Genomic DNA, 16041 nt, shown 5'->3' on the forward strand with positions numbered 1-16041 from the left:
ACTCAGGCGTATGCATTTTTCTCTTCGTCATTATGGATCGTCTCTCTCGTCATGCGATCCACCTTAACAACTGGTCCGAATTTTCGCGACCACCTATGTCCGAGGTCGTCCACTTCCTCGGACCGCCAGGCACCGGCAAGTCGCACTTGGCTACAGCCCTTGGCGTCGCAGCCGTGAAGGCCGGTAGAAGCGTTTACCGCGCAACCCTGGCCGACCTGATCACGGCGTTGCATCAGGCCGAACGCGAGGGTCGGCTGGCCGAGAAGGTCCGTTTCTATACCCGGGCCTCCCTGCTGATTGTCGATGAGATCGGCTATCTGCCCATCTCCACAGGCGGTGCCAACCTGTTCTTCCAACTCGTCAACGCTCGCTACGAAAAGGGGGCCATGATCCTCACCTCAAACCGCGGCTTCGCGGAATGGGGCGAGGTCTTCGGCGATCCGGTCGTCGCGACCGCACTGCTCGACCGGCTCCTGCACCACGCCGTGGTCATCCAGATCGAGGGTGCCAGCTATCGGCTTCGCAGCCATGCTGACCTCATCCCCGAGCATGTCCGCGCCAACGCCCCAATCACCCCACCACCGCCGCCAAAGCGGCGCGGGCGGCCGCCCAACACCAAAAACGGAGCTAAAGATCACTGACACCGGCTGATCACCGGACCCGTGAAAGTGGGGAAATTTACTTCGGCACTTCTGGGGATTTTTAACTCGGCGTTGACACGCCTTCGCCGCCGTCCGTCACCGCACCGGCAGAACCAAGGGCTGCCTGAGCCGGAAGACCGGCCTCGCCATGGCCTTCCGCCTGATGATGTCAGCACAGGCGAAATGGCGAAAACTCGACGGTGCCAACCGGCTGCCGGAAATCGTCCAGGGGATTGCCTTCAAGGACGGGATCAAGCAACTTCAAACTGCCGCCTGATCACGCAGTCACCAACTTTCGGGCATAGCTCCCAAGAACCGGGCCCAGCTCTTCGCGCTCTTCGCCCTCGGCAACCCGTTTCTGGTGCGACGCAAGCTGACGGCATGAGGACGAGTCCGCCCAAAGTGCGTCGAACCGCCGGGACGGCGGCTTTGAACTCGGGCAATCGGCCCAAAAACTGAATTACGCCCCAGGAACCCGTCATGCTGCCAAAGCGGCGCAGCCGAAGCCGTTGACCGGGCGTTCCTCAAACAGATACAGACGCGGCACAGTCGGCCACAATAAGGATGAACAGATGGTCCGCCACTCCGTTTTACGCTTGCTGATGCTTGCCAGCCTCGTCTTTAGCATTTTGAATGTCACGCCCGCCATTGCCCAAGACCCAGAGCTGCGCTTGCTCGCGGTCATTGAGGATATCGAACAAAGGCTTGATGCCCGCGTCGGGATGTTCATTCGCGACAGCGGTTCGGACTGGTCGATCAGCCACCGCGCGGATGAACGGTTTCTGATGTCCAGCACGTTCAAGCCGATGCTCTGCGGTGCCGTCCTGAAGCTCGCGGATGACGGCATGCTTGATCTGGACGAACACATCGCCATCCGGTCGCAGGATATTCTCGAGTATGCGCCGGTCACGCGAACCATGATCGGCCACACGATGACATTCGGCGATCTGTGTTTTGCCGCGCTTGACATGAGCGATAACACCGCGACCAACCTTTTGATCGACCGCATCGGCGGCCCCGAGGCCGTGACGGCCTTTTTGCGCGGCATCGGGGACCCGATCAGTCGGCTGGACCGGCGCGAGCCTGAGTTGAATACATTTGCCCCCGGCGATCCCCGCGATACGACAACGCCCGAAGCGATGGCGGCGACGCTGGAAACGATGCTGACCGGTGATGCCCTCTCGGCGCAATCGCGTGCGCAACTGACCGACTGGATGAGCCATGGCGGCGTCACAGGCCCCCTGATCCGGGCCAGCACACCGGCAGACTGGCTGATCGCCGACCGGTCGGGCAGCGGGAATTTCAACCGCAACGTTATCGCCATGGTGACGCCGCCGGATCGGGCTGCTTACTTCATCACGGTTTTCCTGTCAGACGCAGATGCGGATTTTGCAACGCGCAATGGCGCGGTGATCGACCTGTCACAGGCCGTCATGGAGGTTGTCACGAACCGCTGAGGGCCGACGGGGCGCGCATTTTCACGCCTGTGCATCATGCCCTGACATGCGGGGCGATCTCCATCTCCAGCAAGACGGAGGCGAGGCATTTTCCATGGGCGTCAAGCGCGAGAGAGCGCGTCACCCCGCCGGTCAGGGCACCCCGAATGACGAAGTTCAGCGCGTGGAGCTGGGGCAACTCGTAGCGGGTGATCGCTTCACCCCCCGCTGACGATGACGCGATGCTCCCGTTGTCCCGTGACACCGGGGTATGCCACAAAAGTTGCGCCGTCATGCGTGCCGGTATCGGTCAGGCCCTGCGTGGCCGAGGTGACGAAAAGCGTTTGCAGATCGTGCCCGCCAAATGCCGGGCACGACACCTGGCTTGCGGGGAAACGGATGGCGGACAGGAACCGCCCGTCGGGCGCGTATCGCGCCACGCGGGCGGCCCCCCATTGCGCGTTCCACAGACAGCCTTCGGCATCGACCACCGCGCCGTCGGGGTTCAGACCTTCATCTGCGAGGTCTATAAACACCTCTGCCCCCCCTTCGGGCCAACCCTCCCGCCCCAGCCGCTGCCGCAGGATATGGTGCCTGCGGGTATCCCCGAAATAGGCATGGTGCCGGTTCGGGCTGAAACAGATGGCATTCGATATCGTGATATCTTTCGCGACAGGTTCGAGCCGACCCTTGTAATAGCGATAGATCGTCCCGGCCCCCGGCTCAGCCGTCTTGCCCATGGTGCCGATCCAGAATCCGCCCCAGGGATCGGCGCGGCCGTCGTTCGACCGGGTTGTCGGATCATCCGCCTCCAGCGCGACAAGGTCGGCGCGCCGCTCTGTGGTCAGGTCAAAAAGGAACAGCGCGGTCTCGGACGCGATCAGCAGAGTGTCGCGATCGACCCAGCCCGCTGCCGAGACATGTTCGCCGAACCGCCACTCCAGCGCGCCATTGCTGTCTTGGCTCAGCAGTTTCTTGCCGAGAATGTCGAACCAGAACAATTGTTTGCGCTCCGGGTGCCACAGCGGCCCCTCGCCAAGCAGGCAGACCCGCGGATCGTAGATCGCCCCGGTCATTGGCCGTGAGTCCGGTGGGCGCTGGATTTCGATGTATTGGTCATGTTCATCCTTGTTTCATCTCCGTCAGGATGGGGGGCGGGCATCCGGGTGGGGCAAGACGATCAGCCCGCGCGCAGGTCTGCGGGTAGCAGGCTGTCGGGCATGTTCTGATAGCAGACCGGTCGCAGGAAGCGCCGGATCGACAACGTGCCCACCGAGGTGGCACCAAAGTTGCTTGAGGCGGGATAGGGTCCGCCATGCACCATCGCGTCGGCAACCTCGACCCCTGTGGGCCAGCCGTTGACCAGCAGCCGACCGGCCTTGCGTTCGAGCACCGGCACAAAGGGGGCTGCCGTATCGGTATCCGCCGCGTCCATCTGAAGGGTTGCGGTCAATTGGCCTCGCAGGCCTTTTGCAACGTCGAGCATCTGCTCTGCGTCAGCGGCGGTGACGAGGATGCCCAGCGGACCAAAGACCTCTTCGGCCAGCGCCCCGTTGGCCAACCAATCCCCCGCAGTGACCGAGTAAACAGCCGGTGCGGCGTTGCGCCGATCGCAGACCGCCCCCAACAGTTCCCGGACACCTCTGGCCGAGGCCACCTTGGCGACGCCCCGGCGATAGGAGTCGGCGATGCCGTCGGTCAGCATCACGCCCGCGCCGGTTTTGGAAAGGGCATTGGTGGCGGCACCGACAAAGGCCTCGAGCCCCGGCCCCTCTGGCGCGATGACGATGCCGGGATTGGTGCAGAATTGCCCGACGCCCATGCCGAGCGATGCGGCCCAGGCGGCACCCAACTCCGCGCCGCGACCGGCCAGCGCCTCGGGCATGACGAAGACCGGATTGACCGAGCCGAACTCGCCGAAGAAGGGGATCGGCTCGGGCCGCGCCGCGCAGAGATCGTAGAGCGCCCGTCCGGCACCGAGTGAGCCGGTGAACCCAACCGCCTTGATGAGAGGATGCCGGACCAGAGCGCCCCCCAATTCATGGCTGGTGCCCTGGATCAGCGAGAATACCCCGGCAGGCATGCCACAGCGCGCGATCGCCGCCATGATGGCTTCGGCCACGATCTCGCCGGTCGCGGGATGTGCCGGATGGCCCTTGACCACGACAGGACAGCCCGCAGCGAGCGCCGCAGCGGTATCGCCACCGGCGGTCGAGAAGGCAAGCGGGAAATTCGAGGCACCAAAGACCGCGACCGGCCCGATCGGTCGCTGAACCATCTTCAGATCGGGTCGCGGCAGTGGCGCGCGGTCGGGCAAGGCCGTGTCATGGCGGCGGTCGAGGTAATCGCCGTTGCGGATATGATCCGCGAACAGCCTCAGCTGTCCGGTGGTGCGTCCGCGCTCGCCTTGAAGGCGCGCCTCGGGCAGGCCGGTTTCCGCACTGCCAAGCCGCGTGATGTCCTCGCCCCGCGCGTCAATCTCTTCGGCGATGGTATCAAGGAGGGTCGCGCGGTCATCGCGGGTGGCCCAGCCAAAGGCGGCAAAGGCCTCTTCCGCCGCTTGCGCGGCACGGTCCACCTCTGCAACACCACCCGACGAAAAGCTCAGCGCGTCCCCCGTCACGGGCTGCGATGTGAAACTGTCTTCTGATCCGATCCAGTCGCCTGCGATCAGATGTTTGCTCTTTGGTCGATATGTCATGATGCTCCTCTCATTTGCCCCAGCGCAGCGCGATGACGTCGCGTTCTGCGGCCAGTTGCAGCAGCCGCGCCCTAGTTCGCCCGGTCATCGGTTTCAGCGGATGACGCACGTGATCGGACCCGATCACGCCGCCTTCCTTCATCACCACCTTCGTCGCGCGCAGTCCACATTGGCGGTTCTCGTGGTTGATCAGCGGCAACGCATCGCGCCAGCCCGCAAGCGCCGCGTCGATATTGCCTGAGCGATAGTTGATGACGATGGGCCGGATCAGTTCCGGTTGCAACGCGGATGTCATCGTGCCGGTGCAACCTGCGTCCAGATCGGCCAGCAGCGTCGCGGCTTCTTCTCCGTCGAACGGGCCAAGGATATGCTCTCCACCTTCTTCGATCAAGCGGGTCAGCTTATCGGCGGCAAAGGGCATTTCCATCTTGAAATAGCTGACGTTTTCGATCTCTTTCGCCATGCGCACCAGCAAGGGAACCGACAGGTTGACCCCGGAAAGCGGCGCATCCTGCACCATGATGGGGATCGAGACCGCGTCGGAGACGGCGGCGAAATGCTCGTAGATGCCGATGTCAGTCGGGGCAAGCCCGACGCCGTGATAGGGTGCCATCATCATCAGCATGGCGGCACCCATGGCTTCGGCTTCGCGGGCGCGGTTCACCACCACGCGCGTGCTGAAATGGCTGACGGTCACGATGACCGGAACCCGGCCTGCCACATGCTCCAGCGAGAGTTTGGCGAGGGCGGCACGTTCGGCGTCGGACAGAACAAACTGTTCCGAGTAATTGGCGAGGATACAGATTGCATCCACGCCCTGATCAATCATGCAGTCGAGGACGCGCGTCATGCCATCTGTGTCGATCGAGCCATCGTCGTGGAACGGCGTGGGCGCAACGGGTAGAATGCCGGTCAGCGGTTGGGTCATGGGGTCTCCTTGCGGATGAAACGGAAGCGGGAGGTCTGGCTGAAGGGGGCACCGGGGCGAAGCGTGATCGGCGGAAAATCGGGATGATTTGGCGCGTCCGGCCAGAACTGGGGCTCCAGCGCGATGCCGGAATGCGCACCATAGGGCGCGCCGTGATGGCCCTTGGCAGGCGCGGTATCCATCCGCGCGGCGTCATAGACCTGCAAGCCCGGCGCGTCGGTTTCGACGACCATGACGAGCCGGTCGGTTTCAAGCCGCGCGACTTCGCGCAGGCCCTCGCCGTTCAGGCAGAAATTCGTATCCAGATCGACGCTCGCGGGCAGTGGCGTGGGCTGTCGCAGGTCATAGGCCGTCCCTGCCACCGGGGCCACGGTGCCGGTCGGGATCAGCGCCGCATCCACCGGCAGATAATGGTCGGCATCAATCGTCAGGCGGTGCCCGGCAAGCCCTTGACCGGTCAGGCTCCAATAGCCGTGAAACGCCGGGTTGCAGAGGGTCAGCGTCGCGCTCCGGGCGGTAACAGCGATCCGAAACGCGCCATCCTCCTCGATGTCGTAGGTGACGGCAAAGTCTATCGGTCCCGGCAGGCCCCCGGCACCATCCGGCATATGATATCCGAAGGTAACACTTTCGGCGCGGCACTTCGTGATCGCCCAGACCTGCTGCGACAGCCCGTCAGGCCCACCATGCAAGGCGCTGCCGGCCTCATTCGTGTCGAGATGAAGGACAGAGCCGTCCAGCGGGGCGATGCCCTTGGCAATGCGATTGGCAATCGGTCCGACGATGGCACCGAAATACCGCAGGGGCCCAGAATAGCAGGCCGGATCAGGGCTGCCCAGGGTCAGCGAATGGTCGAAACCGTCGAGGTGAAACGCGCTCAAAGTGGCCCCACGGGTCAGCAAATCTGCGCGCGCCGGGCCGCGTGCGAGGGTTACGCCATGACCGGGGCACCCGTCAGGCGCGTCACCGCGTGTCATCGGGCACCTCATGGAACGGGGCCACGGTTTTCCGCCGCCCCAGCGTGAACGCATCCGCCACAAGCGTCATCGGGCGCAGATCGACCTCGCCACCGCCCTGCTGCACGAAGCTGGCCATGCGGTGATAAAGGCGCGGATATTCGCCGCTCAGCGGGGCCGCCTCGCCGCTCGCCTTACCGTCGATGGAAAGCCGCGCGCCCCCGTCCGACAGCCGCAGCGTGCCGCTTTCGGTCACGGCTTCGATCTCCCATGTCTGCGCGCCCTCCTGACGCCAGTCGAACACCGCCGAGACCCTGGCCCCCTCGGGGTGATGAAACGCGATTTGCGCGGCAATCGGGGTCTGGCAGTTCTCGGGCACCTCAAGCTGCGCCTGCGTGACGTGGATGTCGGCGGGAAGGATCTCGGTCACGATGGAGAGCGCATTGATGCCCGGATCAAAAACGCCAAGCCCGCCCGGCTCCCATATCCAGGCCTGTCCGGGATGCCAGCGGCGCACGTCCTCCTTCCAGGTGACGGTCAGGCTGCGCAACCGTTTGTCGGCAAGCCAGGCCTTGGCCGCAGGGACCATGTCGGCATGACGCGAATGCCAGGTGGCATAAAGGCTTAGGTTCGCGGCCAGCGCCGCGGCTTCAAGCGCGTGACATTCGGCCAGCGTCGCCCCCGGCGGCTTTTCCAGCATGACATGCCGCCCGGCCCTAAGCGCCTGCATCGCATATTCGAACCTCGGCACCGGCGGCAGGCAGAGCGAGACGACCCGAATATCGGTGCGCGTCGCCAGCAGGGTGCCGAGATCGGTGAAGGCCTCGACGCCGTCGACCGTGCCGTGGCGGCTGACGGTGGCGGCCAGTTCCCAGTCGGGGCTGTCGGCGATGGCCGGAACATGCTGATCCAGCGCGATCTTGCCGATACCTGCCAGTGCGATTTTCATCAGTGACTGTCCTTTCCGACCGGCGCGCCACGGCACCCCTTGAGGAAATCCAGATCGGCCCCGGTATCGGCCCCTTCCACATGGGTCTGGTGCAGCCAGTCATAGCCGCTTTGCGCGCGCGCGTGCGACGGGGTCCAGTCGGCCAGCCGGGCCTGCAACGCCGCATCGGAGATATCCAGATGCAAGCGGCGGTTTTCGACATCGACCTCGATCATGTCGCCCGTGCGCACGACCGCCAGCGGCCCGCCCGCCGCCGCCTCGGGCGAGGTGTGCAGGATCACCGTGCCATAGGCCGTGCCCGACATGCGCGCATCCGAGATGCGGATCATGTCCTTGATGCCCTTTTTCAGCACCTTGGGCGGCAGGCCCATATTGCCCACCTCGGCCATGCCGGGATAGCCTTTGGGCCCGCAATTCTTCAGCACCATGATGCAGGTCTCGTCAATGTCGAGTGCGTCGTCGTTGATCCGGGCCTTGTAATCGTCGATATCCTCGAACACCACGGCGCGGCCGCGATGCTGCATCAGGGCAGGGGTCGCGGCAGAGGGTTTCAGGATCGCCCCCTTGGGGGCCAGATTACCCCTGAGAACCGCGATGCCGCCCTTTTGCGTCAGCGCACGATCGAGCGGCAGGATCACGTCTTCGTTCCAGTTCTTCGCGTGCCGGACCTCATCCCAGATCGTCTTGCCCGAGACGGTCAGCGCCTGCTTGTGCAGCTTGCCGCCCTCGGCCAGCCGCTTCAGCACGACGGGCAGGCCGCCGGCATAAAAGAACTCCTCCATCAGGTATGTGCCCGAGGGTTGCAGGTTCACGATCGTGGCAATGTCGCGCCCGCAACGGTCCCAGTCATCAAGCGTGAGGTCCACGCCCACCCGGCCCGCGATGGCCAGCATGTGGATCACGGTATTGGTCGATCCGCCGACCGCCCCATTGCAGCGGATCGCGTTCTCGAAGGCGTCGCGGGTCAGGATGTCAGAGGGTTTCAGATCGTCCTTGACCATCTGCACGATGCGCCGCCCGGAAAGCTGCGCCATCACCCTGCGGCGGCTGTCCACCGCCGGGATCGCCGCATTGCCCGACAGCGCCATGCCGAGCGCCTCGGCCATCGAGGCCATGCTCGACGCGGTGCCCATGGTGTTGCAGGTGCCCGAAGAGCGCGTCACCGCAGCCTCGGCATCAAGGAATTCGTCCTGCGTCATCTCGCCCGCCTTGACCGCCTCGGAAAAGCGCCACAGATGCGTGCCCGCGCCAACGCGTTCGCCCTGAAACCAGCCGTTCAGCATCGGCCCGCCGGTCACCACGATCGACGGCAGATCGCAGGAAGCGGCCGCCATCAGCAGCGACGGCGTGGTCTTGTCACAGCCAACCATCAGCACGCAGCCGTCCATCGGCTGGCCCCGGATCTGTTCCTCGATGCTGAGGGCGGCGAGGTTGCGGAACATCATCGCCGTGGGCCGGAAGGTGTTTTCCGAGGCCGAGAAAACCGGCACTTCCATTGGAAATCCGCCCGCCTCCCAGATACCGGCCTTCACCTTTTCGGCCAGTTCGCGCAGGTGGCCGTTGCAAGGCGTCATGTCGGACCATGTGTTCAGGATGCCGATCACCGGGCGTCCGTCAAACAGGTCATCCGGATAGCCCTGATTCTTCATCCAGCCGCGATGATAGATGACGTCCTTGGTGCTGCCGCCATACCATTCCTGAGACCGCAACTTGCGGGGCCATTTTGCGGGTTTGAATGCCATGAGCTTAGCCCTTCCTCTTGTTGTAGACGTCAAAGATGACAGCGGCGAGCAGCACGAGGCCCTTGATCATCTGCTGATAGTCGATGCCGATGCCCATGAGCGACATGCCGTTGTTGAGCACCCCCATCAGGAAGGCCCCGACCACGGCACCGACGATCCGGCCCACACCGCCCGACATCGACGCGCCGCCGATGAAGGCCGCGGCGATCACGTCAAGCTCCAGCGCGAAACCGGCCTTGGGCGTCGCGGTATTGAGCCGCGCGGCAAAGACCAGACCGGCGATGGCGGCCAGCATGCCCATATTGACGAAGGCCAGAAAGGTAAGCCGTTCGGTCTTGATCCCCGACAGCTTGGCTGCCTTCTCGTTGCCGCCAAGCGCATAGATGCGGCGGCCCAGCACGGTGCGTTCGGTGATGAAGGCATAGATCAGCGTCAGTGCCCCCATGGTCAAAAGCACGTTGGGCAGGCCGCGAAACGTGGCCAGCTTGTAGAGCACGAAGACCAGCGTGACCGCGATAATGGCGGTTCGCGCGATGAAAAAAGCGCGCGGCTCGTCCTCGATCCCGTAGGCCTTGTTATGCGCGCGCTGGCGCAGGCCGGACCAGATGACCCATGCCGCCGCGATCAGCCCGGTGGCAAAGGCCAGCACGTTGAAGTTCCGGGTGCCGAAGAGGCTCTTGAACGCCTCGCTGCCCGGCAGAATATCGGGCACGAAGCCCGTGGCGATCACCTGGAATTCGCGCGGGAACGGCCCCACCGACTGGCCTTCGAGCAGCCAGAGCGACAGGCCGCGAAACACCAGCATCCCCGCCAGCGTCACGATGAAGGACGGGATTTTCCAATAGGCGATCCAATAGCCCTGCGCGCCGCCGATGATCGCGCCGACCGCAACGCAAGTGGCCATGGTGACGCCGATCGAGACGTCCCAGTTCACCACCATCACCGCCGCCAGCGCGCCGACAAAGCCCATGACGGAGCCCACCGAAAGGTCGATATGGCCCGCGACGATGACGATCAGCATCCCCAGCGCCATGATGATGATATAGCTGTTCTGCAATAACAGGTTGGTCAGGTTGATCGGCCGCAGCAGCGTGCCGCCGGTGACGATCTGAAAGAACGCCATGATCGCGATCAGCGCGAAGAGCAGTCCGTATTCGCGCAAATGCGCCGCGAGATAGGCTCCGATCCCGCCAGTTCCGCCGGCCTTTTGCGATGTGCTTTCGACAACAGACATCCCTTGTCCCCTATTCGTTCACGATGAGCGACATGATGCGCTCCTGACTGGCCTCGCCGACCGGCATTTCGCCGACCAAAGCGCCTTCATTCATGACGTAGATCCGGTCACACATGCCCAGAAGTTCCGGCATCTCGGACGAAATCATGACCACGCCCTTTCCGGCGGCGGCGAGATCGTTGATCAGGCCGTAGATCTCGTATTTCGCGCCGACGTCGATGCCGCGCGTCGGCTCGTCGAGGATCAGCACCTCGGGCCCGGCGAAAAGCCACTTGGACAGCACCACCTTCTGCTGGTTGCCGCCCGACAGGTTCACCACCTTCTGGAAAACCCCCGGCGTGCGGATGCCCAGATCCTTGCAGTATTTTTCGGCGACCGTGGTTTCGGCGTGATCGTTGAGCACCGCGCCGCGCGCCACCTTCGGCAGGTTGGTCAGTGTGATGTTGCGTGTGATCGTGTCGTCGAGGATCAGCCCAAGGCTCTTGCGGTCCTCGGTCACATAGGCCAGCCCGGCCTCGATGGCGCGGCTGACGGTCGAGACATCGACCGGTTTACCGTGCATCTCGACAGTGCCCGTGATGTTCTGCCCCCAGCTTTGGCCAAAGATCGACATGGCCAGTTCGGTGCGCCCGGCCCCCATCAGCCCGGCAATGCCCACCACCTCGCCCGCGCGGACATCGAACCCGACATTACGGATCACCTGCCGGTCGGCGTGTTCGGGGTGATGGACCGACCAATCCGCCACCCGCATGATGCGCGCGCCGATCTGTGGCGTGCGCTGGGGATAGCGGTTTTCCATCGACCGCCCGACCATGTCGCGCACGATGCGATCCTCCGTGATGCCATCCTCGGCGTCAAAGCGCGAGACCGACTGCCCGTCGCGGATCACGGTCACGGTATCGGCCACGCGGCGCACCTCGTTCAGCTTGTGGCTGATGATGATTTGCGTCATGCCCTGCGCCTTCAGCTCCAGCATGAGGCTCAGCAGGGCCTCGCTGTCGCTTTCCGACAGGGCCGACGTCGGCTCATCGAGGATCAGGAGACGCACATCCTTGGCCAGCGCCTTGGCGATCTCGATCAGTTGTTGCTTGCCGACACCCAGCTTTGCCACCTGGACGGTCGGCGCATCGCGCAGGCCGACCTTTTTCAGCAGGCGTTCGGTCTTGCGATTGGTTTCGCGCCAGTCGATCACGCCGCCACGGGCCGTCTCGTTGCCCAGAAACAGGTTCTCGGCAATCGACAGAAGCGGCACCAGCGCCAGTTCCTGATGGATGATGATGATGCCGCGCGCCTCACTGTCGGCGATGCCGCGAAACGCGGCCAGTTCGCCGTCATAATGAATTTCACCCGCGTAGCTGCCCGCCGGATAGACGCCCGAGAGCACCTTCATGAGCGTCGACTTGCCCGCGCCGTTCTCGCCGCAGATGGCGTGGATTTCGCCGCTTCGGACCTTGAGCGACACATCGTCCAACGCCTTGACGCCGGGAAACGTCTTGGTGATCGAGCGCATTTCCAGCAATGTATCGCGCATGGTGGCGACCTCGCGAAAATAAGGGAGCAGGGGCGGACCGGACAGGGTGGAGCCGACCGGTCCGCCGGGCCAAATGGCGGCAAACGGCGCGCGAGGCGTCTACTTGATCTGATCCACCGTGTAATAACCGGTATCTATCAGACGCTCTTGCCAGTTGTCCTTGGTGACCTTCAAAGGCTCCAGAAGATAGGAGGGCACGACCTTGACACCGTTGTCGTAAGTCTCGGTATCGTTGATCTCGGGCGTGCCGCCTTCCAAAATAGCCTCGACCATGCCCACGGCGACGCGCGCCAGTTCGCGGGTGTCCTTGAAGATGGTCGAATATTGTTCGCCCGCGAGGATCGACTTGATCGAGGGCACTTCGGCGTCCTGACCGGTGACGATTGGCATCGCCGTGTCGCCGGAGCCATAGCCAACCCCCTTGAGCGAAGACAGGATGCCGATCGACAGGCCATCGTAAGGCGACAGCACGCCATGCACCCGCGTGTCGGTGTAATGTGCCGACAGAAGGTTATCCATCCGCGCCTGCGCCACGGCACCGTCCCAGCGCAGCGTGCCCACAGTGTCCATTCCCATCTGGCCCGACACGACGTTGATGCGGCCCGAATCGATCAGCGGTTGCAGCACCGACATCGCGCCATCGTAGAAGAAGTAGGCGTTGTTGTCGTCGGGCGAGCCGCCGAAAAGCTCGACATTCCAGGGTTCGGCATCGGCAAAGCGCTCTTGCAGACCCGAAACCAGCGTTTCGGCCTGCTGCACGCCGACCTTGAAGTTGTCGAAGGTCGCGTAATAGCTGACATGCGGGCTGTCGCGGATCAGCCGGTCATAGGCGACCACCTCGACACCTGCGTAATTCGCGTTCTCCAGCGCGTTCGACAGGGTGGTGCCGTCGATCGCCGCGATAACCAGCACGTCGACGCCATTTGTGATCATGTTCTCGATCTGCGCAAGCTGGTTGGGAATGTCATCCTCGGCGTATTGCAGGATCGTCTGATAGCCAGCGTCTTCGAATTGCTTGACCATCGACTCACCGTCCGAGATCCAGCGGGACGATGATTTCGTTGGCATCGCGATGCCGACAAGCCCGTCGGCAAAGGCACCTGTGGCAACTGTGCTTGCCAGCGCCGCGCTGACAAGAATGGACTTCAAGGTCATGATTTCCTCCTCCGGTGGCGGGGCGCTCTTGAGATGCGGCACCATCCAGACTCCGTTCTAGCCCCGGAAAGCATAGCAAACTAATGCGAAATTAATCGACAGTCATAATATAAATGGTATGCTTTGGTATGAGCCCTTCCTCGATCTCGCGCCTCAAGCCGTCGCATCTCAGGCTGATCCGCGCCATCCACGACACCGGCAAGCTGCAACTGGCGGCTGACGCGGTCGGCCTGTCGCAACCCGGCGCGTCCCGGATGCTGTCGGAAATCGAAGCCGACATTGGCGCGCCGCTCTTTGAGCGCCTGCCGCGCGGGATGCAGCCGACCCCGACCGGGGCCGCATTCGTCCGTCATGCGCGGGTTATCCTTTTCGAGATGGACGCCCTCACGACCGAAGTGACCCATCTGCGCGACGGCATGGCAGGCGCGGTGCGGGTCGGTGCCGTGACCGGCCCGACCGTCGGCGTCCTGGTGCCGGCCTTGCTGGCGGTGCGAAAAGACGTGCCCGACATCCAGCCAACCATCGAGGTCGCGCCCTCGGTGACGCTGGTCCGCGGGTTGGAGGAAGGCCGGTTCGATTTCGTTCTGGCCCGGATCGGCGACGGCAGCGAAGTGCGCAGCTTTCAGGCCTTTCCGGGGCGCACGGAAGACGTTTGCTTTCTGGTTCGCGCGTCGCATCCTCTGGCAGGTCGCAGCGTGTCGCTGGCCGAAACCATGCCCTATGAGTTCGTCATACAGGAATCGGGCCTGCCGATCCGCACGGCGCTGGAAAATGCCTTTCTGGCAAACCGGCTGAACACGCCGAGACGGGTCACCAACAGCTCCTCACTGCTGGTCGCGCTCAGCGTGGTCATGGGGTCTGAGGCCATCGCGCCGCTGACGCGCGAAGTCGCGCAGCTGCTGACGCGCACCGGTCCCGGCCTTGCGATACTGGATACGCAAGAGACCGTTACCGTGCCACCCTTTCTTGTCCTCTGCCCGCGTCACCGTGAGCTTGCGCCGGTCGCGCAAAAGCTGCTGGATGAGGTGCTGCGTCGGCTTTGAGCCACTGCGAACATCCGCCGCTCGCGGTCACGCCAAAGGCGCGCAACTTGAGCATTGGCGGCGGACGCCGCCGGGGGCGGGCGAGTTTGTCATATCCCCGTGAGGCAAGGTGGGCAGCTTCAGCGTCTTCAGATGGTCTGCGAGCAGGATTTTCGGGCGCACGGTCATACTGCCTTACCTTTCTTCTGCGCTTCGGCGTCTGCCCTTTTCGGGATATGATCGCAGGATGGCAGGGAAGCGCTCATGGTGGCACCGAAATCCTGTCCGGTCTGGCGCGAGACGCGCATCGCGCCTGAAGCGCTGCCGGACAAGAGCGCTCAGCATAGCGTGTTGCGCAGAAACCGGGTGAACCGCGGGTCATTGGCGCGCGCCACATTGATGCGGATGCCATGCCTGTGCGCCGCGGGATCAGCCGCAAAAAAGGTGCCGGGTGCCAAAAATATGCCCTCGGCCGCGGCGCGATGGGCCAGTTCCACATCGTCCTTCCCATCGGGTAGCAAAAGGTAGGTGTAATAACCCTGCGCGGGGATGGTATGGGTGTGCAACCCCAGCTCGCGCAAGGTTTGCGCAAGGCTGACGCCGGCATCATGGGTTAGCCGGGCAATCCGATTAAGGTGTTTCTGGTAGCGGCGGCTGCGGATGATATCGACGATCATCAGCTCGGAAAACCGCGAGCTGTTGACCGAGGTGATCATTTTCAGCTCGGCCAGTTCCGTCGCGATATCCGGCGCGGCGGCGATATAGCCAGAGCGGAAGCTTGCCGACAGCATCTTTGAAAACGTGCCCACAAAAATTACGTTCCGAAACTGGTCAAGCGCGGCCAGCCGCACGCCCTCGATGCCCGGAAGGTCGATGAAGGGGTCGTCATCGACCACAAAGCACCCGGCTTGTTCGGTGATCCGCAGAATGCCATGCGCGGTTGGCAGGTCGAGCGAACTGCCGGTGGGGTTTTGCGCCAATGACTGAGTGAAGAACATCTTCGGTGCCTCGCGCGCCACTTTCTCGGCCAGATCGTCAAGGTCTGGCCCCACGGGCCCGCGACGTACGCCCACAAAGCGCACCTGCGCCAGCCTCAGCTTTGCAAACAGAGGATAATAGCCCGGATCATCCACAAGCACGCAATCCCCGGGCCTCAGGTAGCGCCGCACGATCAGGTCCAGCGCGTGGTTGCCGCCAAATGTGGTGACGATCTGTTTGGGCGACAAGTCGATGTTTTGGCTTTGATGGCGCGCGGCGATCAGCTCCCTGATGGAACTGTTGCCCTTTGGAACGCCATAGCCGGAACTGTCGGCAATCGTATCGCTCGAGGCCGCTAGAATGCGGCGTGGGACGGTTGAGGTCATCCAGCTGCCGGGTGGTCGGCCATCGCCGACGCGGACATCGTAATTCTGGTCAAGCTGGGCACGCAACAACGAGATGTGGTCAACCGCTTCCACCACATGGCGCGGCGTTTTTTCCTGCCGGGGCGGGCGAATGGCCTCGGCAACGAAAAATCCCGCGCCGCGCCTTGCGCGCAGATACCCCATCGCCACAAGCCGCTCGTAAGCCTCCACCACGGTGTTGTACGACACGCCATGGTCTTCGGCCGCGCGACGGATCGAGGGCACTCGGGCACCGGGGCACAGCGCGCCTTTGGCGATCTGCTGGCGGAGGTTTTCAACAACCCGCTCTGTTTTCGTCATTCCGCGCCTCTCTCTGTATCTATAAAATATAAGATACAGTTAT

General features: G+C 63.4%; 14 protein-coding genes and 1 pseudogene. 4 read left to right on the top strand and 11 right to left on the bottom strand.

Going from position 1 to position 16041, the window contains the following annotated elements:
• The 3 genes and pseudogenes from ABIE58_RS15855 to bla all read left to right on the top strand — a co-directional run.
• Positions 1-641 (top strand): ATP-binding protein (locus ABIE58_RS15855; protein ID WP_354545681.1); only part of this gene is annotated, 641 nt, incomplete at its 5' end.
• An 82-nt stretch (positions 642-723) separates the two neighbouring features.
• Positions 724-918 (top strand): annotated as a pseudogene (locus ABIE58_RS15860) (IS256 family transposase); the annotation flags it as partial.
• Between the two features lie 232 nt (positions 919-1150).
• The gene (gene bla / locus ABIE58_RS15865; RefSeq protein WP_354545682.1) at positions 1151-2098 is read left to right on the top strand and encodes a class A beta-lactamase; all 948 of its coding nucleotides are present in this window, start codon (positions 1151-1153) and stop codon (positions 2096-2098) included.
• Positions 2099-2132: 34 nt separating this feature from the next.
• Here bla and ABIE58_RS20360 read toward each other — a convergent pair whose 3' ends face one another.
• From ABIE58_RS20360 to chvE, 10 genes are all read right to left on the bottom strand, one after another.
• Positions 2133-2372: an AtuA-related protein gene (locus ABIE58_RS20360; RefSeq protein ID WP_502950110.1), complete on the bottom strand. Its 240-nt coding sequence runs from the start codon at positions 2370-2372 to the stop codon at positions 2133-2135.
• Positions 2296-3153: an SMP-30/gluconolactonase/LRE family protein gene (locus ABIE58_RS15870; protein WP_354545683.1), complete on the bottom strand. Its 858-nt coding sequence runs from the start codon at positions 3151-3153 to the stop codon at positions 2296-2298. Before ABIE58_RS15870 ends, ABIE58_RS20360 begins: the two co-directional genes overlap by 77 nt.
• Positions 3154-3257: 104 nt before the next feature.
• The gene (locus ABIE58_RS15875) at positions 3258-4778 is read right to left on the bottom strand and encodes an aldehyde dehydrogenase (NADP(+)) (protein ID WP_354545684.1); all 1521 of its coding nucleotides are present in this window, start codon (positions 4776-4778) and stop codon (positions 3258-3260) included.
• A 10-nt stretch (positions 4779-4788) separates the two neighbouring features.
• Positions 4789-5706 carry a dihydrodipicolinate synthase family protein gene (locus ABIE58_RS15880; RefSeq protein ID WP_354545685.1) on the bottom strand — a complete coding sequence of 306 codons (918 nt, stop codon included), beginning with the start codon at positions 5704-5706 and terminating at the stop codon, positions 4789-4791.
• Complete coding sequence (locus tag ABIE58_RS15885) at positions 5703-6683, bottom strand: aldose epimerase family protein (protein WP_354545686.1); 981 nt, start codon at positions 6681-6683, stop codon at positions 5703-5705. The genes ABIE58_RS15880 and ABIE58_RS15885 overlap by 4 nt, the downstream gene beginning before the upstream one ends.
• Complete coding sequence (locus ABIE58_RS15890; RefSeq protein WP_354545687.1) at positions 6670-7611, bottom strand: Gfo/Idh/MocA family protein; 942 nt, start codon at positions 7609-7611, stop codon at positions 6670-6672. Before ABIE58_RS15890 ends, ABIE58_RS15885 begins: the two co-directional genes overlap by 14 nt.
• Complete coding sequence (gene araD / locus ABIE58_RS15895; protein WP_354545688.1) at positions 7611-9353, bottom strand: L-arabinonate dehydratase; 1743 nt, start codon at positions 9351-9353, stop codon at positions 7611-7613. The genes ABIE58_RS15890 and araD overlap by 1 nt, the downstream gene beginning before the upstream one ends.
• A gap of 4 nt (positions 9354-9357) precedes the next feature.
• The gene (gene mmsB / locus ABIE58_RS15900; protein ID WP_354545689.1) at positions 9358-10587 is read right to left on the bottom strand and encodes a multiple monosaccharide ABC transporter permease; all 1230 of its coding nucleotides are present in this window, start codon (positions 10585-10587) and stop codon (positions 9358-9360) included.
• A gap of 10 nt (positions 10588-10597) precedes the next feature.
• On the bottom strand, positions 10598-12118 hold the full coding sequence (gene mmsA / locus ABIE58_RS15905) for a multiple monosaccharide ABC transporter ATP-binding protein (protein WP_354545690.1): 1521 nt from the start codon (positions 12116-12118) through the stop codon (positions 10598-10600).
• Positions 12119-12217: 99 nt separating this feature from the next.
• The gene (gene chvE, locus ABIE58_RS15910) at positions 12218-13273 is read right to left on the bottom strand and encodes a multiple monosaccharide ABC transporter substrate-binding protein (protein WP_354545691.1); all 1056 of its coding nucleotides are present in this window, start codon (positions 13271-13273) and stop codon (positions 12218-12220) included.
• A gap of 128 nt (positions 13274-13401) precedes the next feature.
• Here chvE and ABIE58_RS15915 point away from each other — a divergent pair, with 128 nt between their 5' ends.
• Positions 13402-14316 (top strand): LysR family transcriptional regulator, encoded by a 915-nt coding sequence (locus tag ABIE58_RS15915; protein WP_354545692.1) that lies wholly within the window; start codon positions 13402-13404, stop codon positions 14314-14316.
• Positions 14317-14633: 317 nt separating this feature from the next.
• Here ABIE58_RS15915 and ABIE58_RS15920 read toward each other — a convergent pair whose 3' ends face one another.
• Complete coding sequence (locus ABIE58_RS15920) at positions 14634-15998, bottom strand: aminotransferase-like domain-containing protein (protein ID WP_354545693.1); 1365 nt, start codon at positions 15996-15998, stop codon at positions 14634-14636.
• Between the last annotated feature and the right edge of the window lie 43 nt (positions 15999-16041).

This window comes from Roseovarius sp. MBR-78, assembly GCF_040547535.1.
Classification (GTDB): domain Bacteria; phylum Pseudomonadota; class Alphaproteobacteria; order Rhodobacterales; family Rhodobacteraceae; genus Roseovarius.